The organism is Pseudomonas sp. ZL2 (assembly GCF_054788455.1).
Genome location: NZ_JBGOGX010000015.1, coordinates 1 through 22205, shown reverse-complemented (window position 1 = coordinate 22205; position 22205 = coordinate 1). Strand labels below are relative to the sequence as shown.

At 62.0% G+C, this 22205-nt stretch carries 24 protein-coding genes; 12 read left to right on the top strand and 12 right to left on the bottom strand.

Annotated elements, in window-relative coordinates; translation table 11 throughout:
- Positions 1-3 precede the first annotated feature (3 nt).
- The 4 genes from ABM562_RS12950 to trpE all read left to right on the top strand — a co-directional run bounded on the left by ABM562_RS12950 (position 4) and on the right by trpE (position 4016).
- The gene (locus ABM562_RS12950; protein ID WP_010221459.1) at positions 4-831 is read left to right on the top strand and encodes an ABC transporter permease; all 828 of its coding nucleotides are present in this window, start codon (positions 4-6) and stop codon (positions 829-831) included.
- A 144-nt stretch (positions 832-975) separates the two neighbouring features.
- A complete protein-coding gene (gene rpe, locus ABM562_RS12945; protein WP_115085041.1) occupies positions 976-1650 on the top strand; it encodes a ribulose-phosphate 3-epimerase in 675 nt (224 codons plus the stop codon).
- Entirely contained in the window at positions 1647-2465 is an 819-nt protein-coding gene (locus ABM562_RS12940) for a phosphoglycolate phosphatase (RefSeq protein WP_115085042.1), read from the top strand. Before rpe ends, ABM562_RS12940 begins: the two co-directional genes overlap by 4 nt.
- A 69-nt stretch (positions 2466-2534) precedes the next feature.
- Positions 2535-4016, top strand: coding sequence for an anthranilate synthase component I (trpE, locus tag ABM562_RS12935; RefSeq protein ID WP_115085043.1), 1482 nt, complete (start codon positions 2535-2537; stop codon positions 4014-4016).
- A gap of 45 nt (positions 4017-4061) precedes the next feature.
- Here the strand turns inward: trpE and estP are convergent, their stop codons facing one another.
- Positions 4062-5984 carry an esterase EstP gene (gene estP, locus ABM562_RS12930; RefSeq protein ID WP_460422246.1) on the bottom strand — a complete coding sequence of 641 codons (1923 nt, stop codon included), beginning with the start codon at positions 5982-5984 and terminating at the stop codon, positions 4062-4064.
- 404 nt (positions 5985-6388) lie between these two features.
- Between estP and ABM562_RS12925 the strand changes: the two genes are divergently transcribed.
- The 4 genes from ABM562_RS12925 to ABM562_RS12910 are packed head-to-tail and all read left to right on the top strand — an operon-like array spanning position 6389 to position 9632.
- A complete protein-coding gene (locus ABM562_RS12925; protein ID WP_115085045.1) occupies positions 6389-6982 on the top strand; it encodes an aminodeoxychorismate/anthranilate synthase component II in 594 nt (197 codons plus the stop codon).
- A 9-nt stretch (positions 6983-6991) separates the two neighbouring features.
- Complete coding sequence (gene trpD / locus ABM562_RS12920; RefSeq protein WP_115085046.1) at positions 6992-8041, top strand: anthranilate phosphoribosyltransferase; 1050 nt, start codon at positions 6992-6994, stop codon at positions 8039-8041.
- Complete coding sequence (gene trpC, locus ABM562_RS12915; protein ID WP_115085047.1) at positions 8038-8874, top strand: indole-3-glycerol phosphate synthase TrpC; 837 nt, start codon at positions 8038-8040, stop codon at positions 8872-8874. The genes trpD and trpC overlap by 4 nt, the downstream gene beginning before the upstream one ends.
- 53 nt (positions 8875-8927) lie before the next feature.
- Complete coding sequence (locus ABM562_RS12910) at positions 8928-9632, top strand: lipoate--protein ligase family protein (protein WP_115085048.1); 705 nt, start codon at positions 8928-8930, stop codon at positions 9630-9632.
- On the opposite strand, the gene crp is transcribed toward ABM562_RS12910, so the two are convergent.
- Positions 9629-10273 carry a cAMP-activated global transcriptional regulator CRP gene (gene crp / locus ABM562_RS12905; protein WP_115085049.1) on the bottom strand — a complete coding sequence of 215 codons (645 nt, stop codon included), beginning with the start codon at positions 10271-10273 and terminating at the stop codon, positions 9629-9631. The two genes, ABM562_RS12910 and crp, sit on opposite strands and share 4 nt — an antisense overlap.
- A gap of 192 nt (positions 10274-10465) precedes the next feature.
- On the opposite strand from crp, the gene ABM562_RS12900 reads away from it, so the two are divergent.
- Entirely contained in the window at positions 10466-10888 is a 423-nt protein-coding gene (locus ABM562_RS12900) for an OsmC family protein (RefSeq protein ID WP_115085050.1), read from the top strand.
- A 48-nt stretch (positions 10889-10936) separates the two neighbouring features.
- On the opposite strand, the gene ABM562_RS12895 is transcribed toward ABM562_RS12900, so the two are convergent.
- The 8 genes from ABM562_RS12895 to hemJ form a co-directional block, all read right to left on the bottom strand.
- Entirely contained in the window at positions 10937-11356 is a 420-nt protein-coding gene (locus ABM562_RS12895; protein ID WP_115085051.1) for a hypothetical protein, read from the bottom strand.
- Positions 11356-12396, bottom strand: a complete 1041-nt coding sequence (locus ABM562_RS12890; RefSeq protein WP_233674567.1) for a DUF2157 domain-containing protein — start codon at positions 12394-12396, stop codon at positions 11356-11358. The genes ABM562_RS12895 and ABM562_RS12890 overlap by 1 nt, the downstream gene beginning before the upstream one ends.
- Positions 12397-12404: 8 nt before the next feature.
- Positions 12405-13052: a 2-polyprenyl-3-methyl-6-methoxy-1,4-benzoquinone monooxygenase gene (gene coq7, locus ABM562_RS12885; RefSeq protein ID WP_038998467.1), complete on the bottom strand. Its 648-nt coding sequence runs from the start codon at positions 13050-13052 to the stop codon at positions 12405-12407.
- A 65-nt stretch (positions 13053-13117) separates the two neighbouring features.
- On the bottom strand, positions 13118-13456 hold the full coding sequence (locus ABM562_RS12880; RefSeq protein ID WP_038998468.1) for a histidine triad nucleotide-binding protein: 339 nt from the start codon (positions 13454-13456) through the stop codon (positions 13118-13120).
- A gap of 73 nt (positions 13457-13529) precedes the next feature.
- On the bottom strand, positions 13530-14303 hold the full coding sequence (locus ABM562_RS12875) for an SDR family NAD(P)-dependent oxidoreductase (protein ID WP_115085053.1): 774 nt from the start codon (positions 14301-14303) through the stop codon (positions 13530-13532).
- A gap of 75 nt (positions 14304-14378) precedes the next feature.
- Positions 14379-14825 (bottom strand): DUF805 domain-containing protein, encoded by a 447-nt coding sequence (locus tag ABM562_RS12870; RefSeq protein ID WP_134061279.1) that lies wholly within the window; start codon positions 14823-14825, stop codon positions 14379-14381.
- Between the two features lie 31 nt (positions 14826-14856).
- The gene (locus ABM562_RS12865) at positions 14857-15813 is read right to left on the bottom strand and encodes an NAD(P)H-dependent flavin oxidoreductase (RefSeq protein ID WP_233674568.1); all 957 of its coding nucleotides are present in this window, start codon (positions 15811-15813) and stop codon (positions 14857-14859) included.
- Between the two features lie 33 nt (positions 15814-15846).
- Entirely contained in the window at positions 15847-16272 is a 426-nt protein-coding gene (hemJ, locus tag ABM562_RS12860) for a protoporphyrinogen oxidase HemJ (RefSeq protein ID WP_115085056.1), read from the bottom strand.
- A 142-nt stretch (positions 16273-16414) separates the two neighbouring features.
- On the opposite strand from hemJ, the gene argC reads away from it, so the two are divergent.
- Both argC and erpA read left to right on the top strand, forming a co-directional pair.
- Positions 16415-17449 carry an N-acetyl-gamma-glutamyl-phosphate reductase gene (argC, locus tag ABM562_RS12855; protein WP_115085057.1) on the top strand — a complete coding sequence of 345 codons (1035 nt, stop codon included), beginning with the start codon at positions 16415-16417 and terminating at the stop codon, positions 17447-17449.
- Positions 17450-17607: 158 nt separating this feature from the next.
- Positions 17608-17958, top strand: coding sequence for an iron-sulfur cluster insertion protein ErpA (gene erpA, locus ABM562_RS12850; RefSeq protein WP_233674569.1), 351 nt, complete (start codon positions 17608-17610; stop codon positions 17956-17958).
- 57 nt (positions 17959-18015) lie between these two features.
- On the opposite strand, the gene ABM562_RS12845 is transcribed toward erpA, so the two are convergent.
- Complete coding sequence (locus ABM562_RS12845) at positions 18016-19107, bottom strand: anhydro-N-acetylmuramic acid kinase (protein ID WP_115085058.1); 1092 nt, start codon at positions 19105-19107, stop codon at positions 18016-18018.
- A 3-nt stretch (positions 19108-19110) separates the two neighbouring features.
- Complete coding sequence (locus tag ABM562_RS12840; RefSeq protein WP_346617706.1) at positions 19111-20532, bottom strand: peptidoglycan DD-metalloendopeptidase family protein; 1422 nt, start codon at positions 20530-20532, stop codon at positions 19111-19113.
- A 210-nt stretch (positions 20533-20742) separates the two neighbouring features.
- Between ABM562_RS12840 and tyrS the strand changes: the two genes are divergently transcribed.
- On the top strand, positions 20743-21942 hold the full coding sequence (gene tyrS / locus ABM562_RS12835) for a tyrosine--tRNA ligase (protein ID WP_460422240.1): 1200 nt from the start codon (positions 20743-20745) through the stop codon (positions 21940-21942).
- Positions 21943-22205: the final 263 nt, after the last annotated feature.

Genomic DNA, 22205 nt, shown 5'->3' with positions numbered 1-22205 from the left:
GTCATGCTGAGTCCCTACATGTCGCCCGTCGAACGGGTCTGGTTCTACAGTTTGCGCATCCTTTGCGGGCTGATCCTGCTGTTCCTGGTGTTGCCGGTGCTGGTGATCATTCCGCTGTCGTTCAACTCCGGCAGCTTCCTGGTCTACCCGCTGCAGGGCTTCTCGCTGCAGTGGTACCACGATTTCTTCGCCTCGGCCGAGTGGATGCGGGCGCTGAAGAACAGCATCATCGTGGCGCCAGCCGCCACGGTGCTGGCGATGGTCTTCGGGACCCTGGCCTCGATCGGCCTGACCCGGGGTGATTTCCCGGGCAAGTCGCTGATCATGGCCCTGGTGATTTCACCCATGGTGGTGCCGGTGGTGATCATCGGTGTGGCCAGCTACCTGTTCTTTGCCCCGCTGGGCATGGGCAACAGCTTCATCTCGCTGATCCTGGTGCATGCGGTGCTCGGCGTGCCGTTCGTCATCATCACCGTCTCGGCGACCCTGCAGGGCTTCAACCATAACCTGGTGCGCGCCGCCGCCAGCCTGGGTGCTTCGCCGCTGACCACGTTCCGTCGGGTGACCTTGCCGCTGATTGCGCCGGGGGTGATTTCCGGGGCGCTGTTCGCCTTCGCCACGTCTTTCGATGAGGTGGTGGTCACCCTGTTCCTCGCCGGTCCCGAGCAGGCGACCCTGCCCCGGCAGATGTTCAGCGGCATCCGCGAGAACCTCAGCCCGACCATCGCCGCAGCGGCAACCTTGTTGATTGCCTTCTCGGTGGTGCTGTTGCTGACCCTGGAGTGGTTGCGTGGGCGTAGCGAGAAGTTGCGTACCCAGCAGCCGGGTTGAGGCCTTTTCGCAGGGCAAGCCCGCTCCCACAGGAGCGGGCTTGCCCTGCGATGAACATCCGTCGACCGCCTTGATACCGGTCAGCCCTAGACTGTTTCCCTGAGGTACAATGCGCGCCACTGTGATTCTGCCTACAGGTGCGCCATGCAGCCCTACGCTATTGCCCCCTCGATTCTTTCTGCCGACTTCGCCCGCCTGGGCGAGGAAGTCGACAACGTCCTGGCCGCGGGTGCCGACATCGTTCACTTCGATGTGATGGACAACCACTACGTGCCCAACCTGACCATCGGCCCGATGGTCTGCACCGCCCTGCGCAAGTACGGCATCACCGCGCCGATCGATGTGCACCTGATGGTCAGTCCGGTCGACCGCATCATCGGCGACTTCATCGAAGCGGGCGCCAGCTACATTACCTTCCATCCGGAAGCCAGCCTGCACATCGATCGTTCGCTACAGTTGATTCGCGACGGCGGTTGCAAGGCCGGCCTGGTGTTCAACCCGGCGACCCCGCTCGACACCCTCAAGTACGTGATGGACAAGGTCGACATGATCCTGTTGATGAGCGTCAACCCGGGCTTCGGTGGCCAGAAGTTCATCCCCGGCACCCTCGACAAGCTGCGCGAAGCCCGTGCACTGATCGATGCCAGTGGCCGTGACATCCGTCTGGAAATCGACGGTGGTGTGAACGTCAACAACATCCGTGAAATCGCCGCCGCGGGCGCCGACACCTTCGTCGCCGGTTCCGCGATCTTCAACACCCCGGACTACCGTGAGGTGATTGCCAAGATGCACGCCGAACTGGCCCTGGCCCGCCCATGAGTGGCTTCGAGCAGCTGTTCCCCGGCGCCCTGCCCAAACTGGTGATGTTTGATCTGGACGGTACCCTGATCGATTCGGTACCGGACCTGGCAGCGGCGGTGGACAACATGCTGCTCGCAATGGGGCGTCAGCCCGCCGGCCTTGAGGCGGTGCGCCACTGGGTCGGCAATGGTGCGCCGGTGCTGGTGCGTCGCGCCCTGGCTGGCGGCATCGACCACGAAGCGGTCGATGACGACGAAGCCGAGCGGGGCCTGGAGTTGTTCATGCAGGCCTACGCCGAAAGTCATGAGCTGACGGTGGTCTACCCCGGCGTGCGCGACACCCTCAAGTGGTTGCACAAACAGGGCGTGGAAATGGCCCTGATCACCAACAAGCCCGAGCGCTTCGTTGCACCCTTGCTCGATCAGATGAAGATCGGCCGCTATTTCCGCTGGATTATCGGCGGCGATACCCTGCCGCAGAAAAAGCCCGACCCTGCCGCCTTGCTGTTTGTCATGAAAATGGCCAGCGTTGCGCCTGAGCAGGCCCTGTTCGTCGGCGACTCGCGCAGCGATGTGCTGGCGGCCAAAGCGGCTGGAGTCAAGTGCGTCGGCCTGACCTATGGCTACAACCATGGCCGGCCGATCAGCGAAGAGGCGCCGTGCCTGGTCATCGACGACCTGCGCGCGCTGTTGCCTGGTTGCTTAGATCCGGCCACTGGGATAACGTTGGCGGACGTTCAATCCCCCTCAGATCGAGATTCCATCGTGGCGGTTACCGGCAAACTCTGGATGAAAGTCATCAAGGCCCTGGCCCGCTGGCGTTGGCGCGCCTGACTGCCATCTGCCGGCACATGCCGGCCTGCTTGCCTGCCTGACCCATCTGCTGCTTGCCACGAGGCTATCATGACCCGCGAAGAATTCCTGCGCCTGGCCGCTGCCGGCTACAACCGCATTCCCCTGGCCTGCGAAACCCTGGCCGACTTCGACACGCCACTGTCGATCTACCTGAAACTGGCTGATCAACCCAACTCCTACCTGCTCGAATCGGTGCAGGGCGGCGAGAAGTGGGGGCGTTACTCGATCATCGGCCTGCCGTGCCGTACGGTGTTGCGGGTGCATGATCACCAGGTCCGGATCACCCACGACGGTGAACTGATCGAACAGCATGAAGTAGAAGATCCGCTGGCCTTCGTCGAAGCCTTCAAGGAGCGCTACCAGGTGCCGACCATCGCCGGCCTGCCGCGCTTCAATGGTGGCCTGGTCGGATACTTCGGTTATGACTGCGTGCGCTATGTCGAGCGGCGCCTGGGCAAGTGCCCGAACCCTGATCCGCTGGGCGTACCGGACATCCTGCTGATGGTGTCCGACGCGGTGGTGGTGTTCGACAACCTGGCCGGCAAGATGCACGCTATCGTGCTGGCCGATCCGGCTCAGGAACAGGCCTATGAAAACGGCCTGGCCCGTCTCGAAGGCCTGCTCGAACAGCTGCGCCAGCCCATCGCCCCGCGTCGCGGGCTGGACCTGGGCGGCCCGTTGCCGGCAGAGCCGGCGTTCCGCTCCAGCTTTACCCAGAGCGACTACGAGCGTGCGGTCGATACCATCAAGGAGTACATCCTCGCTGGCGACTGCATGCAGGTGGTGCCATCGCAGCGCATGTCCATCGACTTCAAGGCCGCGCCGATCGACCTGTACCGGGCACTGCGCTGCTTCAACCCGACGCCGTACATGTACTTCTTCAACTTCGGCGACTTCCATGTAGTGGGCAGCTCGCCAGAAGTGTTGGTGCGGGTCGAGGACAACCTGGTCACCGTTCGCCCGATCGCCGGAACCCGCCCACGCGGTGCCACCGAAGAAGCCGATCGCGCGCTTGAAGAAGACCTGCTGTCCGACGACAAGGAAATCGCCGAGCACCTGATGCTCATCGACCTGGGCCGTAACGACGCTGGCCGGGTCTCGGAAACCGGCTCGGTCAAGGTCACCGAGAAGATGGTGATCGAGCGCTACTCCAACGTCATGCACATTGTTTCCAACGTCACCGGCGAGCTGAAGCAGGGCCTGAGCGCCATGGATGCACTGCGCGCGATCCTGCCGGCGGGCACCTTGTCCGGGGCGCCGAAGATCCGCGCCATGGAAATCATTGACGAGCTGGAGCCGGTCAAGCGCGGGGTCTACGGCGGTGCGGTGGGGTACTTTGCCTGGAACGGCAACATGGACACCGCGATTGCCATCCGTACCGCAGTGATCAAGGACGGTGAGCTGCATGTGCAGGCCGGTGGCGGTATCGTTGCCGACTCGGTGCCAGCGCTTGAGTGGGAAGAAACCATCAACAAGCGCCGGGCCATGTTCCGTGCGGTGGCGCTGGCCGAGCAGACACCACGTAGCTGAGCCTGATCCACGGCGCCTGCTTGTGGCAGGCGCCGTATCCCTTCCTTAGAACTCCAGGCTCAACGCCAGGTTGATCCCTTGCTGGGTCAGCTCGTCACTCTTGCGCCAGTTGTAGCTGCCGCGCAGGGCCAGCCCCGGTGCGAGGGTCTGGCTCAAGCCCAGGGTTGCCCGATTCAGATTGCTCTGCGGGGTATAGCCGGTCAGGGTGAAGTCGTTGCCCGGCAGGCTGTTGAGGTGGATGGTCAGGTCCTGGCGGTCGTCTTCGAACTCGTGCTCGTGAGCCACTTCGGCGAACAGCAAGGTGCTTGGTCGTGCCTGATACTTGCCCTGCAAACCCAGGCCCAGACGCCGCGATTCACGGTCCTGATCGTCATAGCTCAAGGCCGTGGCGCGGGTGCCTTTCTCCGAATACCCATCGACTTTCACCCGCGCATAGTCGGCGCTGACGAAAGGCGACAGGCTCCACTGGCTGCCGGGAGCCGCGAGGTCATACCCCAGGCGCGCGGCGAACGCCCACAGCTCGCCATCGGTATCACCTTTCTCGCTGCGATCGTTCACCCCCAGAGCGAAGGTGCGTTTCAGGTCGCTGTAGTCCAGGTGCCCGCCGGTCAGGGCCGCATCTGCCCACCATTGGTTCTGCTGGAACTGCACGAAGGCGGTGGCCAGGTAGCTGTCGAGCTTGTAGTCGGAGTCTTGCTCGCCGGCTTCGAGCTTCTGCTGGTAAACGCCGGTAGCAATACCAATACGCCAGGCGTCATCCAGGCGGTAGCTGCCGCCCAGGGTCAGGTTGTAGCCATGGCCATCGGCGCTGGCGGAACTGCGCTGGCTGTCGATATCCAGATTCTGCCCACCAGCAGCCACGATTGCCTGCCACTGGCCAACCGGTTGCCAGTGGCCTTGCCACTGGTTGCGCAGTTCATCCTGGTGCGCGCGCAAGCTGGCGTGGGCCATTTCTGGTAGCAGCGTCAGCTCCCATGGTGCGGAGAGGATCGAAAAGGCGTAGTCGGCAATCAGCTCCTGCCCGGCAGTGGTGGGGTGGACCGAATCGTTGAACAGCAACTTGCTCGGATCGGGCGTGGCGCTGTTGATGCCGTAGGTCGCGTTCTGCACGCAGCCGTTGCCACTGAAGCAGGTGCCGACCAGGTTCTGACCGCTGGCCAGGCCGAACTGCGCCGGAGTGGCCAGGGCTTCCTGGAGCAGCAGTGGCACGTTGAGCGGAATGATTTGTGCGTCGATCTGGCTCAGTTGGCCGACCAGTTGCTGGTTGAAGAGGCTGCTCAGCTGCGAAGCCGGGCCTTGCATCGGGGTGCCATTCATCGCCGGGGTCAGGCCCAGGTCGGGCAGCAACCAGACCATGATGTACTGCGCGCCGCCCTGCTGCAGGGCCTGGGCGCTGGCGGCCAGGCGATTGGCGGCGGCTGCGGCGCTGGCCGGGCTGGTGATCTGCCCCTGGAGGAAGTCGTTGCCGCCGCCGGTCAGGTAGTAAAGCGCGTTGGGATCGGCGCGCAGTCCGCCGGCCAGATACCCCGGGCGTTCGCGCAGCACGGTGCCGGCACCGGGGTTGCCTGGTGGAATGATCACGTCGGAAGTGCCGGTGATCGAGTCGAGAATCTGGTCGGTGCGGTAGCCGCCCACTGCCCAGTTGTTGCCGTCAGGACGACCGAGTGCGGCATTGACCGGTGAAGTCGAAGCGCCCAGGTCAGTCGGAGCAATACCCAGCTGCGCCCCGAGCAACATGGGCGATACCGCGCCGAAGGCCTCGCCGTTGCCATAGGTCGGGCCGATACGGTTGGTAAAGCGCTGGGTAGAGCCCGGCGCACCGTTACCGTCGGGGAATTGCCCGGCATCGGCAAGGCTGTCGCCGAAGACAATCAAGGTCGAGTAGGGGGAGGGGGCCGCATGGGCGCTGGAGCAGGCCAGGGCCAGAAGCGAGAATGCACAGGGCAACAGTGAGCGCGCTTTCAACATCGCAAAGATCCTTTTTCGTTGTTGTTATCGGATGACGCCTAAAGACGTTAGCAAAACATTCCGCGCGTCTTCCATCGCTAAAGCGTTTCGGCATGCCTCGGTCATATTGCGTGGACCGCGCCGGTAGGCTACTGTGCGGGAACGTATGAACGAGACCTACCCCGTGTTGATCGTCAGCAAACTCTTGATGCGCGTTATCAAGGCCCACGCCCGTTGGCGTTGGCGCGCCTGACTTTATCTCTTGCCGGTTCGCCGGCCCTGTACCGCTTTGCCTTTCTGAACGCTTTACCTGCTGTAGCCGGCTGTGGCTGGTGCGCACAGGCGAACTAGCACCTGTTGCACAGCGCACAGGCACTTCGAAAGGCATGTATTCAAAGTCAGTAGATGCAAGAGGTTGAACCCAGATGTTACTGATGATCGACAACTACGACTCCTTCACCTACAACGTCGTGCAATACCTCGGCGAGCTGGGTGCAGAGGTCAAGGTCATTCGCAATGACGAACTGACCATCGCCCAGATCGAAGCCCTGAACCCCGAGCGCATTGTCGTCTCCCCCGGCCCGTGCACCCCGACTGAAGCCGGTGTGTCGCTGGAGGCCATCAAGCACTTTGCCGGCAAGCTGCCGATCCTCGGCGTATGCCTGGGCCACCAGTCCATTGGCCAGGCCTTCGGTGGTGATGTAGTGCGCGCCCGCCAGGTGATGCATGGCAAGACCAGCCCGGTGTTGCACAAGGACCAGGGCGTGTTCGCTGGCCTCAATAACCCGCTGACCGTCACCCGCTACCACTCGTTGGTGGTCAAGCGCGAAACCTTGCCCGAATGCCTGGAACTGACCGCCTGGACCGTCCTTGAAGACGGCTCGGTGGACGAGATCATGGGCCTGCGCCATAAAGAGCTGAATATCGAAGGGGTGCAGTTCCACCCCGAATCGATCCTCACCGAGCAGGGCCACGAGCTGTTCGCCAACTTCCTCAAGCAGACCGGCGGCCGCCGTTAAGGATTGAACATGGATATCAAGAGCGCGCTGAGCCGTATCGTCGGTCACCTGGACCTGAGCACCGAAGAAATGCGCGATGTCATGCGCGAAATCATGACCGGCCAATGCAGCGAGGCGCAGATCGGCGCCTTCCTGATGGGCATACGCATGAAGAGCGAGAGCATCGATGAAATCGTCGGTGCCGTCTCAGTGATGCGCGAGCTGGCCGACAAGGTCGAGCTCAACACCCTCGACCAGGTGGTCGACGTGGTCGGCACCGGCGGCGATGGCGCCAACATCTTCAACGTGTCCACCGCTTCGGCATTCGTCGTTGCCGCCGCCGGCTGCACCGTGGCCAAGCACGGAAACCGTGCGGTCTCGGGCAAGAGCGGCAGTGCCGACCTGCTGGAAGCAGCCGGTATCTACCTGAACCTCACGCCGGTACAAGTGGCACGCTGCATCGACAGCGTCGGTATCGGCTTCATGTTTGCCCAGACCCACCACAAGGCGATGAAATACGCCGCCGGCCCACGTCGTGACCTGGGCCTGCGTACCTTGTTCAACATGCTCGGCCCGCTTACGAATCCGGCCGGGGTCAAGCATCAGGTCGTCGGCGTGTTCACTCAGGCGCTATGCCGTCCGTTGGCTGAAGTGCTGCAGCGCCTGGGCAGCAAGCATGTGCTGGTGGTGCATTCGAAAGACGGCCTGGACGAATTCAGCCTGGCGGCGCCGACGTTCGTTGCCGAACTGAAGAATGACCAGATCACGGAGTATTGGGTCGAGCCCGAAGACCTCGGCATGAAAAGCCAGAGCCTGCACGGCCTGGCCGTGGAGAGCCCGGCCAAGTCGCTGGAGCTGATCCGCGATGCCTTGGGCCGGCGCAAGACCGAGAACGGCCAGAAGGCTGCGGAAATGATCGTGCTCAACGCCGGCGCCGCGCTTTACGCTGCCGACCACGCCATGAGCCTCAAGCAAGGCGTCGAGCTCGCTCATGATGCATTGCACACCGGTCTCGCCCGGGAAAAACTCGAAGAACTCGGTGCCTTTACCGCGGTATTCAAGCAGGAGAATGAAGGATGAGTGTGCCGACGGTTCTGGAAAAGATCCTTGCCCGCAAGGTCGAGGAAGTGGCCGAGCGCAGCGCCCGGGTCAGCCTGGCCGAGCTGGAGCGCATGGCTGCAGTCGCCGATGCCCCGCGCGGCTTTGCCAAGGCCCTGATTGAGCAGGCCAGGCGCAAGCAACCGGCAGTCATTGCCGAGATCAAGAAAGCCTCGCCCAGCAAGGGTGTGATCCGCGAAAACTTCATTCCGGCCGACATCGCCGTCAGCTACGAGAAGGGCGGGGCGACCTGCCTGTCGGTGTTGACCGATGTCGACTACTTCCAGGGTGGCGACATCTACCTGCAACAGGCGCGCGCCGCGTGCAAGCTGCCGGTGATCCGCAAGGACTTCATGATCGATCCTTACCAGATCGTCGAAGCCCGGGCCCTGGGCGCTGACTGTGTGCTGCTGATCGTTGCGGCGCTGGATGACGTGAAGATGGCCGAACTTGCCGATACCGCCAAGCGCGTCGGCCTCGACGTCCTGGTCGAAGTGCACGACGGCGACGAGCTGGAGCGGGCGCTGAAGACTCTCGACACGCCACTGGTCGGCGTCAACAACCGCAACTTGCACACGTTTGAAGTCAGCCTGGAAACCACCCTCGACCTGCTGCCGCGCATCCCTCGTGACCGCCTGGCCATCACCGAGAGCGGCATCCTCAATCGCGCCGACGTCGAGCTGATGGAAATCAACGAGGTGTACTCCTTCCTGGTCGGCGAAGCGTTCATGCGTGCCGAGCACCCGGGGCTGGAGCTGCAGCGCCTGTTCTTCCCGGAGCGCGTGGTGCAGAACCCGGTGCAAGGCCTGGACTGATTCAACTCTGAAGCCGGCGATGCCGGCTTTTTTGTCTCTACAAGGTTTATGCGATGACTGATCAAGTGCTTGATGTCACTGTCGAGGCCGGGCTGCACGCCGAGCAGGAGTTGTTGGCGGCTGTATGCAAAGGCGAAAAGGATCATGGCCTGTTGTTCTGGCGTCCGACTGACCGCGCCTTGGTCATGCCCCGGCGCATGAGCCGCCTGGACGGTTTCGAGGCTGCCTGCGCGGAGCTTGCGATTGCCGGCTGGCCGGTGCTGCTGCGCGAAACCGGTGGCGAGCCGGTGCCGCAGTCACCTGCGGTGATCAACATCGCGCTGGTATACGTAGCACCAAAAAGCGAAGGTGATCACGGCCGCATAGAAAGCGCCTACGAGCGCCTGTGCCTGCCGTTGTGTGATGTGCTGCGTGAATGGGGTGGGCTGGCGTCGGTGGGGGAAATCGAAGGGGCGTTCTGTGATGGGCGCTACAACGTCAACCTCAACGGCCGCAAGCTGGTCGGCACTGCCCAGCGCTGGCGCCAGGGCCTGGGAGGCAAGCGCCCGGTGGTGCTGGTGCATGGTGCGTTGTTGCTGGATAACGAGCGCGAATCAATGGTGGCAGCGGTCAACCGCTTCAACGAATGCTGCGAACTGGAGCAGCACTGCCTGGCTGACAGCCACATCGCCCTGCACGAAGTGGTGCCCCAGGCGCCGCTGCTCGAGCGGCTGGGCCAGGCCTATGCCGAGGTGATCAAGGGCATCGCCCGCGATTAACGGGTGCCAAAGACCACCATGGTCTTGCCCTTGACGTGTACCAGGCTGCGCTCTTCAAGGTCCTTGAGGACGCGGCCGACCATCTCCCGTGAGCATCCAACGATCCGGCCGATTTCCTGGCGGGTGATCTTGATCTGCATACCGTCGGGGTGGGTCATTGCATCCGGCTGCTTGCACAGCTCCAGCAGGCAGCGGGCTACCCGGCCGGTGACGTCGAAGAATGCCAGGTCGCCGACCTTGCGCGTGGTATTGCGCAGACGCTGGGCCATCTGGCTGCCCAGTGCGTAGAGGATCTCCGGGTCGTGGCGTGCCAGCTCGCGGAATTTCTCGTAGCTGATTTCCGCAACCTCACATTCGCTTTTGGCCCGGACCCAGGCGCTGCGCTGTTGTTCCTGCCCGGCCGGTTCAAACAGACCGAGCTCACCGAAGAAATCACCACTGTTGAGGTAGGCGATGATCATTTCGTGGCCATCGTCGTCTTCAATGAGAATGGTCACCGAGCCCTTGATGATGAACGACAGGGTTTCGGCCTTGTCGCCGGCGCAGATGATGTTGCTCTTGGCCGCATAGCGGCGGCGCTGGCAATGGACCAGCAGCTTGTCGATGTTCTTGATCTTGGCTGGAAGGGCTGATGCAACCATGGCTGGATCCCGGTCAGGAGGCGACGCTTCATTTACTTTTATAGGTAGTCTGGCGATAAGCGCCAGTGATTTGGCGTCAGCTTATCAGACGCTTGCCCTTCTATCGGCAGATTTACTCATGCGCTTGAGCTTTTCCACCGGGCCCGCAGGGTCTAAGCTGGCAGCCTTTTTTCAAACAAGGGAGTCCAGGTAATGAAGGCGCGTATCCAGTGGGCAGGTGAAGCCATGTTTCTGGGCGAATCGGGCAGTGGCCACGTGGTCGTGATGGACGGCCCGCCCGAGGCCGGTGGCCGCAACCTGGGTGTACGGCCCATGGAAATGCTGTTGCTGGGCCTGGGTGGCTGCAGCAACTTCGATGTGGTCAGCATCCTGAAGAAATCCCGCCAGGCGGTGGAGAGCTGCGAAGTGTTTCTTGAAGCAGAGCGCGCCGGTGAAGACCCGAAGGTGTTCACCAAGATCCACCTGAACTTCGTGGTCAAGGGCCGTGGCCTTAAAGAAGCCCAGGTCAAGCGCGCGGTCGAGTTGTCGGCAGAGAAGTATTGCTCGGCCTCGATCATGCTCGGCCGGGCCGGTGTCGAGATCACCCATGGCTACGAGATCGTCGAGCTCGGTTGATGGTCAGCAAGCCCGCTTCTGTAGGAGCGGGCTTGCCCCACGCTCAGGCTAAACGCGCAGGCGCTCCAGCCCAATCAGCCAGGCCAGCCCTGGAACCAGCGCCAGCAAAAACCAATGCAGGTTAAAGCCAAGCAAGCCGAAGATTTCTGCTGTGCTCCAGGTATTGCCAAAGGCATCGGCAAACAGCAGGCACTGCAGCAAGGCAATCAGCGCGGCAAACAGCGCAAAGACCCCGCCGAGCAGTCGCCGCCTGTGGATAAAACAGCCGACCAACACGAACAGCAGTTGCCCGGGCAGTGAGAACAACAGCAGGTCGAAAGCACTGTTGCCATCAGGTTGGGAGATTTCTGGCAGCGTCAGGCTGAAGGGCGCTTCCCTCATGCTGGCGGTCATCAGGCACACGAACAGGTAGGCCACCAGCGCCAGACCCAGGCTTTGCAACAAGCGAACACAAAACAGCCTGATCATCAGCGACGCAGTCCTGGCAATAGATTGAGTAAACCCTCCGGCACTTGTGCACGTAGCCAACGGCTCAGATTATCGCGGTGTTTCTGATACAGCAGGCCCAGGCCAATCACGCCCAGGCCGATAAAGGTCAGTACCACCGGGAACAGCAGCGATTCGGCAAACACCTGGTAAGACAGATAACCCAGGTACATCGCCACGCCCATGCCGCCAAAGACCATGAACAGCGGTCGGCGCAGCAGCAGCGCAACGCCCATCAGGCCGAGGTTGATCAGGCAGTACAGGGCTTTGTCCCATTCACTGTCGGTGTCCAGCAGCGGCAAGCCGAACCAGAAGGCCAGCAATCCGGCCAGATAACCCCAGAACGCGTGGTCCTGGCGAGTGCGACCGTCGACCACCAGGAATACCAGCAACGTCGCCAGGCCAAACCACAGTGACACCGTGCGCCGCTGATTCCAGTCGAAGGCTTCGCCGTAGAACCATTCGCTCAGGTCCATGGACATGAACCACAAGGCCACGGCGATCGGCATGACGATGAACGGGAAAGGGATCAGCCGCAGCATCAACAAGCCGGCCAGTACCGTCGCCGCCTCCATCAGCAGCCAGCCGCCCTGCACATAGGTGTAGTAGTTGTGGTAATTGCCCTGGGCATCGTCCAGTGGCCAGAAACCGGTGATACGTTCCACCGCGAACACCGCCAGCGGCACGATACTCACCGCCACCGCGGCGAGCACGCCAGCGGGGATGATCTGGCCGCGGCGCTGCATGAGTAAGCCACCCAGGGTCAGCACGCCGATGTAGATCAGGGCAACCAGCAGCAGGGCGCTGTCACCGACGCGCATCCAGGCTTCGCTGAGCAACCAGCCCATGGCGGCCATGATCAGCAAGGCGCCGAAGTAAAAAGCCACATGGGCCAGCTGAAAACTGGCCTGGGCTTGCGGCTGGCGCTTGAGAAACTCAATCAGGGCCTGGTCCTGGCCCGGGTTCAGAACGCCGGCGCTGACTGCGCGGGCCAGGTCCTTGGCATCGAAGCGTTCCGTCATCGGCGGTCCTAGATACGATAGGTGCTTTTGGTCATGACCTTGGCCATCAGGCTCATGCCGAACTTGACTGGTGCCGGGAAGCGGAAGCCGCCAGCATCCAGTGCGGATTCGGCATGTTGCTCTTCGTCGACGCGCATCTGCTCGAGAATTGCCCGGGACTTTTCATCCTCGGCCGGGATCTGCTCCAGGTGTTCGTCCAGGTGCTTGCAGACCTGATGCTCGGTGGCGGCGACAAAACCCAGGCTGACCTTGTCGCTGACCAGGCCGGCGAGGGCGCCAATGCCAAAGGACATGCCATAGAACAACGGGTTGAGCACGCTGGGGTGGCTGCCAAGCTGGCGAATACGCTGCTCGCACCAGGCCAGGTGGTCGATCTCTTCTTCGGCGGCGTGTTCCATGGCCTTGCGTACCTGGGGCAGCTTGGCGGTCAGAGCCTGGCCCTGGTACAGCGCCTGGGCGCAGACTTCGCCGGTATGGTTGATGCGCATGAGCCCGGCCACATGGCGGGTCTGCGTTTCGTCCAGAGTGACGTCTGGCTGAATGATCGCCGGCGACGGTCGGGAAGGCTGGCCGCTGAAGGGCAGCAAGGTGCGCATGGCGGTGTCGGCCTGCAGCAACAAGCGGTCGAGCGGGGAATAGTGACGTTCGGTAGCCATCGGGCACCTCCGCAAGAATGTGCCCGACAGTTTACCCCAATCGCGAAGTCGGGGCTTGCCCTGGATCAGCCCGGTGGCCAGTGCATCTGACGCTGGCCAAGTACGTGCATATGAATGTGGTAGACGGTCTGCCCACCTTGCTCATTGCAGTTCATGACCACCCGAAAGCCGTCTTCGCAGCCCAGCTCTTTGGCCAACCGCTGAGCGGTGAAGAGGATATGCCCGGCCAGGCCCTTGTCTTCTTCGGTGAGGTCGTTGAGCGTGCGGATCGGTTTTTTCGGGATGACCAGAAAATGTACCGGTGCCTGCGGGGCGATATCGTGGAAGGCCAGAACCTGGTCGTCCTCGTAGATGATCTTGGCCGGGATTTCCCGGTTGATGATCTTGGTAAACAGAGTTTCCACTTACGGTTGCTCCATGAGGGTAATCGGACTTGAGTGTACGCAGGCCAGGCGCTTGCGCCCAGCTCTGTGCAAATTAGCGAGGGCAATAGGCCTGGTTGATGGCGCCGGCCAGCTTGCGCGTTACCCAGCGCGACAGCAGGCGCGGGCTGAAGGCCAGCCAGCGGTTACGGCGGCCGGGGATGATCAGGGCGCGGTTCTTGTCCAGGGCACGCACGGTGTACAGGGCGACTTCTTCCGGGCTGAGGCAGCGCTGGCCTTTCTCCAACCGTGGGATGCGCCGCAACGGCGAGCGCACCGGGCCTGGGCAAAGTACCGAGACCTTGATGCCCGTGCGCTTGAGCTCTTCGCGCAGGCCTTCGGAAAAGTGCAGTACATAAGCCTTGCTCGCCGCATAGCTGCTCATCCACGGCCCGGGGGCGAAAGCAGCAAGGGAGGCAACGTTGAGGATCTGCCCGCCACCTTGCACCGCCATGGCATTGCCCAGGGCGTGGCAGAGACGGGTCAGGGCAAGAATGTTCACCTCGATCAGGTCCTGTTCATCGCTCCACTCCTGGGCGAGGAAATGCCCGTAGGAACGGATACCGGCGCAGTTGACCAGCAAGTCGATGTGCCGTTCGCTTTCTTCGAGTTCCAGAAGGAACCCCGACAGGCGCAGGGGCTCGCCCAGGTCGCAGGCGCGGAACAGCACTTCGACGCCAAAACGCTGGGTCAGCTCGATGGCGATGCTTTCCAGCGGGTCACGCTGGCGGGCCACCAGGATCAGATTGCGTCCCCGACGTGCCAGCGCCTCGGCCAGTGCCAGGCCCAAGCCGCTGGAGGCACCGGTGATCATGGCGTAACGGGTCATGCAGTTCTCCAGTCGGGAAGGGTGGCCAAAGTGCGCAGTTTACAGCTAGCGGGCTTGAGGTGCTGCCGGTGTGATTCAGATACCGGGCCTGAACACGGTCAAAACCACTGCGACAACGATCACTACCAGCCACATCGAGGCCAGTATAACGACGGACATGCTGTTGGGCGGTGGGGCAGGTCCGAAGCGATTGTTGCCTCGATTGCCAGGTATCAGCAGCAGGAGCAGCAGCAGGAAGTTGCCGACCCAGGGCAACAACACTGCCCAGCAGAACCAGCCACTCCAGTTCAGGTCGTGCAGGCGCTTGACGAAGAAGATCATGCTCATGATTCGAGCGATAAGGGCGGCAATCAGGATTAGGCCGGCAGCGTCTTTCCACACTGCACTAGTCACCCAGCCCAGCAACAGCGCAAAGGCCACGGTGGCCGCAATCAAACCCAGGCTCCAGGCCAGAAGGCGGAGCCGGCCGATTCGGCCTTGAGGGCTCATCAGCTCGTTTGCGAAGGTGAGGGTGTTGTTCATGCAGGCTTCCTTTGCCGTGATAAAGCGTAAATCAGCCCGGCCAGTGGCGGCTCAGGGCTGTGGCCGAGGCGTGTGCCTGGCGGTACTCGGCATCCAGGCGGGCAATCAGTTGCTCGACCGAGCACAGCTGGTCGATCGCACCGACACCTTGTCCGGCAGACCAGACGGTCTTCCAGGCCTTGGCCTCGTCGTCGATGGGTTTGAGCTTGGTCTCGGTGTGGCTGCGCAGGGCGGCCATGTCGAAACCGGCGTTTTCCAGGCTCTGGCGCATGAAGCTGGCAGGCACCCCGGAAACCGCAGCGGTGTGGATGATATCGGCTGCCTTGGCTTCAAGCATCATTTCTTTGTAGGGCCCCGGCGCCTGGCTCTCGTGGGTGGCGATAAAGCGCGTGCCCAGGTAGGCAAGGTCGGCGCCCAGCAGTTGCGCGGCAAGGATTTCCTGGCCACGGTTGATGCAGCCGGCCAGCAGTAATGTCTTGTCGAAGAACTGGCGAATTTCGGCAACAAGGGCGAACGGGCTCCAGGTCCCGGCATGGCCTCCAGCGCCCGCCGCCACGGCAATCAGACCGTCGACGCCGGCTTCGGCGGCTTTCTCGGCATGCCGGCGAGTGGTCACATCATGGAACACCAGGCCGCCGTAGCCATGTACGGCATCGACCAGCTCCTTCACCGCTCCGAGGCTGGTGATGACGATTGGCACCCGGTGCTCGACGCACAGCGCCAGGTCCGCCTGCAGGCGCGGGTTGCTCTGGTGCACGATCAGGTTGACCGCATAGGGCGCAGGCTTGTCGAGGGTTGCCAGGCCGGTTTCGATTTCTTCGAGCCAGGCCTTGAAGCCAGCGCTATCGCGCTGGTTCAGCGCCGGGAAACTGCCGACCACGCCATTGGCGCAACAGGCCAGTACCAGTTGCGGGTTGGAGATCAGAAACATCGGTGCCGCTACGACCGGCAGACGCAGGCGTTGTTCGAGCAGGGCAGGCAATGACATGGCAGGTTTCCCGAGGCTGAGTATGGGCTTAGGTTAGAACGGTTTGACCACCACCAGAATTACCACGGCCAGCAGGACCAGCACCGGCGCTTCATTGAACCAGCGGTAGAACACGTGGCTGCGTTTGTTTTCACCACGGGCGAAGCGCTTGAGCTGTGCGCCGCACATATGGTGATAGCCGATCAGCAACACCACCAGGGTGAGCTTGGCGTGCATCCAGCCCTGGCTGAGAAAGCCCGGGGTAAGGCTCAGCAGCCAGATGCCGAAGACCAGGCTGGCGATCATCGCTGGCAGCATGATGCCGCGGTACAGCTTGCGCTCCATGATCACGAAGCGCTCCTGGCTGATGCTGTCCTGGCTTTGTGCGTGGTAGACGAACAAGCGCGGCAGGTAAAACAGGCCGGCGAACCAGCAGACTACGCTGACGATATGCAGCGCTTTGATCCAGAGAAAAAGCATGGGGTTGAGTTCCTTCAGGGTTCACGGTCGTCAGATAGTAGAGGCTAGGGGGGGCGCGAGCCATCGCAACAGTTGTGGGCGTGTTTCAGCGCCCCTATTATCGTGGGCTTTCCTGTTGGTTCGTTGATAAGGGGCACGCGTTATGGTCAAGGTCGGTATCGTTGGCGGCACGGGTTACACCGGGGTCGAGCTGCTGCGTCTGTTGGCACAGCATCCACAGGCCGAGGTGGCGGTGATCACCTCGCGCTCCGAAGCCGGCCTGGCGGTTGCCGATATGTACCCGAACCTGCGCGGTCACTACGACGGTCTGGCCTTCAGTGTGCCGGACGTGAAGACCCTGGCTGCCTGCGACGTGGTGTTCTTCGCTACCCCGCACGGTGTCGCCCATGCCCTGGCGGGCGAGTTGCTGGCCGCTGGCACCAAGGTCATCGACCTGTCCGCTGACTTCCGCCTGCAGGATGCCGATGAATGGGCCAAGTGGTACGGCCAGCCCCACGGTGCGCCAGAGCTGCTCAAGGACGCGGTGTACGGCTTGCCTGAAGTGAATCGCGAGCAGATTCGCCAGGCGCGCCTGATCGCCGTGCCGGGTTGCTACCCTACCGCTACCCAGTTGGGCTTCCTGCCACTGCTCGAAGCCGGTATCGCCGATGCCTCGCGCCTGATCGCCGACTGCAAGTCCGGTGTCAGCGGCGCCGGTCGTGGCGCGGCGGTTGGTTCGCTGTTCTGTGAGGCGGGCGAGAGCATGAAGGCCTACGCGGTCAAAGGGCACCGTCATCTGCCGGAAATCACCCAGGGCCTGCGCCGTGCAGCGGGTACTGATGTCGGCCTGACCTTCGTGCCGCACCTGACCCCGATGATCCGCGGTATCCATTCGACCCTGTACGCGACCGTCGCCGATACCTCGGTCGATCTGCAGGCGCTGTTCGAGAAACGCTATGCCGATGAACCGTTCGTCGACGTAATGCCGGCTGGCAGTCACCCGGAAACCCGCAGCGTGCGCGGCGCCAACGTTTGCCGGATTGCCGTGCACCGTCCGCAAGGCGGCGACCTGGTCGTGGTGCTGTCGGTGATCGACAACCTGGTCAAGGGCGCGTCGGGGCAGGCGGTACAGAACCTCAACATCCTCTTCGGCCTGGACGAGCGCATGGGGCTTTCCCACGCCGGCCTGCTGCCTTAAACGGTAGGTTTCAAGCTGCAAGTCAAAGGCGGACGCGATCCGCTTATAGCTTGCAGCCAACCCCTTGCAGCTTTTGTATTGTTGACCGCTTTTCTCGGAGAAGCGGATAATGCGCGTCATCACGCATTATGGCGGCATAGCGCCGGGAGATAGTCAGCATGAGCGTCGAATCCTTCACCCCTGTGGCATTGCAGTTCACTGAGGGTGCAGCGCACAAGGTGAAGACCCTGGTCGATGAAGAAGGCAATGAACGCCTGAAGTTGCGAGTATTCGTGACCGGCGGCGGTTGCTCGGGTTTTCAGTACGGTTTCACTTTCGATGAAGATGTTGCCGAAGACGACACCATCGTCGAGCGCGAAGGCGTGGCCCTGGTGGTCGATCCGATGAGCTTTCAGTACCTGGCAGGAGCCGAGGTGGATTACCAGGAAGGCCTGGAAGGCTCGCGTTTCGTCATCAAGAACCCGAACGCCACCACGACCTGTGGTTGCGGCTCTTCGTTCTCGATCTGATCGCAAGGGCAGTACCGCAAACGCCGCGCCGATGCGCGGCGTTTTGCTATCTGCGGTTTATGCCGGGTAGATCGCGCCCAGCACCCGCAGGCCACGAGCAGCAGTGACGCTGGGGCGGTTGGCGGGGATGTGCTCCAGGCAGCAGTGGGCCAGCCAGGCGAAGGCCATGGCTTCGACCCAGTCAGGGTCGACCCCGCAAGCGGCAGTGCTGCTGACCCGGGCGTTGGGTAGCAGTGTTGCCAGGCGCTGCATCAGCACGCTGTTGTGCGCGCCGCCACCGCAGACCAGCAAGGCCTGGGTATCGTCCTGCGCCGCCTGCAACGAGCTGACGATACTGCGGGCGGTCAGCTCCAGCAGGGTGGCCTGCACGTCTTCATCCCGATAGCCCGGCTGAGACGCAAGATGCTGGTTCAACCAAGGCAGGTTGAACACTTCGCGGCCGGTACTTTTCGGCCCGGTACCGGCGAAGAACGGGTCACTGAGTTGGGAGGCGAGCAAACCGGGGATCACCTGGCCGGTGCCAGCCCAGGCACCGTCGGCGTCGTAGCTGTGGCCCTGTTTCTGCTGGATCCAGGCATCGAGCAGCACGTTACCCGGCCCGCAATCGAAGCCGCTGACTTGCTTGTCCTGTTCGATCAGGCTGAGATTGCTGAAACCGCCGACGTTGAGCACTGCCAGGCGTTGGCCCTGGTGGGCGAACAGCGCTTCGTGGAAGGCCGGTACCAGCGGCGCACCCTGGCCGCCAGCAGCAACGTCGCGGCGGCGAAAGTCGCTGACTACGCTGATGCCGGTGAGCTCAGCCAGCAACGCCGGATTGCCGATCTGCACGGTGAAACCGCGCGCCGGTTCGTGACGAATGGTCTGGCCATGGCTGCCGATGGCGCGAATGGCCTCAGGCTTGAGGTCTTGGGCGGCCAGCAGGTGCTGGATGCCTTCGGCGGCAAGGCGCACCCACTGGTTCTCTGCCAGGGCCGCGCGGGCGATCTCGTCAGGCCCGCTGGCGCACAGGTCCAGCAGGTCCTGGCGCAGGCTGGCGGGCATGGGAATGTAATGGGTAGCGAGCAGCTTGAGGTGCTGCTCCTGTTCGATCAAGGCGATGTCCAGGCCATCGAGGCTGGTCCCGGACATCACACCCAGATAGAGCGGCATTGCTTAACGCTTGCTCGAGGCGAGCAGGGTGGCCTTTTCCTGCTCCATGCGCGCGACCAGTGGCTGGCTTTGCTGCAGGAAACGCTGGCGCTCGGCCTTGGCGATCGGGTCGGCCATTGGCAGCTTCTGCCCGAGCGGGTCGACGTGTACGCCGTTGACCTGGAACTCGTAGTGCAGGTGCGGGCCGGTGGACAGGCCGGTGGTGCCGATGTAGCCGATGATCTGCCCTTGCTTGACGGAACCGCCGGTCTTCACGCCCTTGGCGAAGCCCTGCATGTGCCCGTACAGGGTCTGGTAGCGGTTGCCGTGCTGGATGATCACGGTGTTGCCGTAACCACCGCGGCGGCCCGCCAGCAGGACCTTGCCGTCACCGGCCGCCTTGATCGGTGTACCGCGTGGTGCTGCGTAGTCGACACCTTTGTGTGCGCGGATCTTGTTCAGGATCGGGTGCTTGCGGCCTGCCGAGAAGCGCGAGCTGATACGGGCGAAATCAACCGGAGTACGGATGAACGCCTTGCGCATGCTGTTGCCGTCGGCGGTGTAGTAGTTGGTGTTGCCCTGCTTGTTGGTGTAGCGCACCGCGGTGAAGCTCTTGCCGCGGTTGGTAAAGCGCGCGGACAGGATATTGCCGGTGCCGACGACCTTGCCGTTCATGACCTTCTGTTCGTAGATCACGTCGAATTCGTCGCCCTGGCGGATATCCTGGGCGAAGTCGATGTCGTAGCCAAAAATACGTGCCATATCCATGGTCAGATTGTGATTCAGGCCGGCGCGTTGGGCCGAGGCCGACAGCGAGCTCTTGATCACGCCATGAACATAGGCGGAACGCACCACTGGCTTGCTGATTTCACGGTTGAACGCGTAACCGTTTGCGCTCTTGGTCAGGCGAATGGTTTCGAGGTCGCTGAGCTTGCTGTGCAGGCTGGCCAACTGACCGTCCTTGTCGAGCTCGATCTTCAGCACTTGGCCGTGTTTGAGTTGGCTGAACTGCTTGGCCTGCTTGTTGCTGGTCAGCACTTCATGCACGGCGGTAGCCGGCAGGCCGACCTTGGCGAACAGGGTCGACAGGGTATCGCCACGGCTCACGGTAACTTCGCGGTGGCTTGGGTCCTTGCTGGCTGGCGCAGCTTCGGCAGCGGCAGGCGCCGGCTCGACCTTGGCGGTTTCGGTCGGTGCGGCGCTGTTGTCGATCTGCGCAAACGGCGAGGGCGCGGCGTCAGTGTTCTGGGTAAGTGGGGCGTCCTGTTCCTGCTTGAGTTGCTCGGCCGGGCTTTCCAGCTCCAGGTTCAGGGTGGTTTTCTTGGCTTCGACCTCGCTGGATGGGAACACCAGCAAGGCCAGGCTGAGTAAGGCGGCGATGCCGCTGGCGGCCAACAGGTGGCTCTTCGGATAAAGCGGGGGCGCTTTAGGCGGTTCGTTGGTCATAGATGAATTGACTTTGAAATAGATGAAGTGGAAAAGATGAATGACATGATGAAGATGAAATAACTGTATAAAATATAACCAAATCCCCTTCAGCGCAAGCGCGCAGACGTCATCAGTCGGCTTCGAGGTCACACTCGGGGCAAAAACTTGTATTTGATGGCTGATCTTGTATGGTTGGGTCCCTTTGAATCTGAGCCTTGCGGGTCTGTTATGAAGTCGGTTGAAGAGCAGCTAGCGCTGATCAAGCGTGGAGCGGAAGAGGTACTGGTCGAGTCCGAGTTGGTCGAGAAGCTCAAGCGCGGGCAACCGCTGCGGATCAAGGCGGGTTTTGACCCGACTGCGCCTGACCTGCACCTGGGGCATACCGTCCTGATCAACAAGCTGCGCCAGTTCCAGGATCTGGGTCACCAGGTGATCTTCCTGATCGGTGACTTCACCGGCATGATCGGTGACCCGAGCGGCAAGAGTGCCACCCGTCCGCCGCTGACCCGCGAGCAGGTGCTGGATAACGCCGAGACCTATAAACAGCAGGTGTTCAAGATTCTCGACCCGGCCAAGACCGAAGTCGCGTTCAACTCCACCTGGATGGACAAGCTCAGTCCTGCCGATTTCATTCGCCTGGCGTCGCAGTACACCGTGGCGCGCATGCTCGAGCGCGACGACTTCGACAAGCGCTACACCACCAACCAGCCGATCGCGATCCACGAGTTCCTCTACCCGCTGGTGCAGGGCTATGACTCGGTGGCACTGAAGTGCGATGTCGAGCTCGGCGGTACCGACCAGAAGTTCAACCTGCTGATGGGGCGCGAGCTGCAGCGTGCCTACGGCCAGGAAGCGCAGAGCATCGTGACCATGCCGTTGCTCGAAGGGCTCGACGGCGTGAAGAAGATGTCCAAGTCGCTGGGCAATTATGTCGGCATCCAGGAAGCCCCCGGAGTGATGTACAGCAAGCTCGTGTCGATTCCTGACACCTTGATGTGGCGCTACTTCGAGCTGCTGAGCTTCCGTTCCATGGAAGAGATCGAGCAGTTCCGTGCGGATGTCGCCAATGGCGCGAACCCGCGTGACATCAAAATCAAGCTGGCGGAAGAGATCGTTGCACGCTTCCATGGTGAGGAGGCTGCCGCCAATGCGCACCGCGCGGCAGGTAACCGTATGAAAGAGGGCGAGTTGCCGGAGGACCTGCCTGATGTCGAGGTTGCTGCGGCTGAAGGCTTGCCGATCGCTGCCGTGTTGAACCGGGCGGGCCTGGTGAAGAACTCGGCGATGGCGCGGGATCTGCTCAATGGCGGCGCCGTGAAAGTCGACGGTGCGGTGGTTGATCGCGACTTCATGTTTGCGCTTGGTGCGACCCATGTGTGCCAGGCGGGCAAGAAGGCATTTGCCCGGGTTACCCTCAAGGCTGAGTAATCGCCTGCTGGTGTAGCTATATATATATATATATATATATATATAGACGGGGAGGCCGGCAGGCCTCCCCGCTTTGTTTTTCAGCAATGTTAAGGTTTATTGAAATTAAGCCTTGACGGGCTTTCGAATCCCCTTATAATGCGCACCACTTCCGGCGCAGTCGGAGCTGAAAACTCCTTGAGTTTCAAAGAGTTAGCGGTTCCAGGGCCATCCGGAAGGGCTTCGATCGAAAGATCGACAGCGGTGAAAAAGGCAGTTGACAG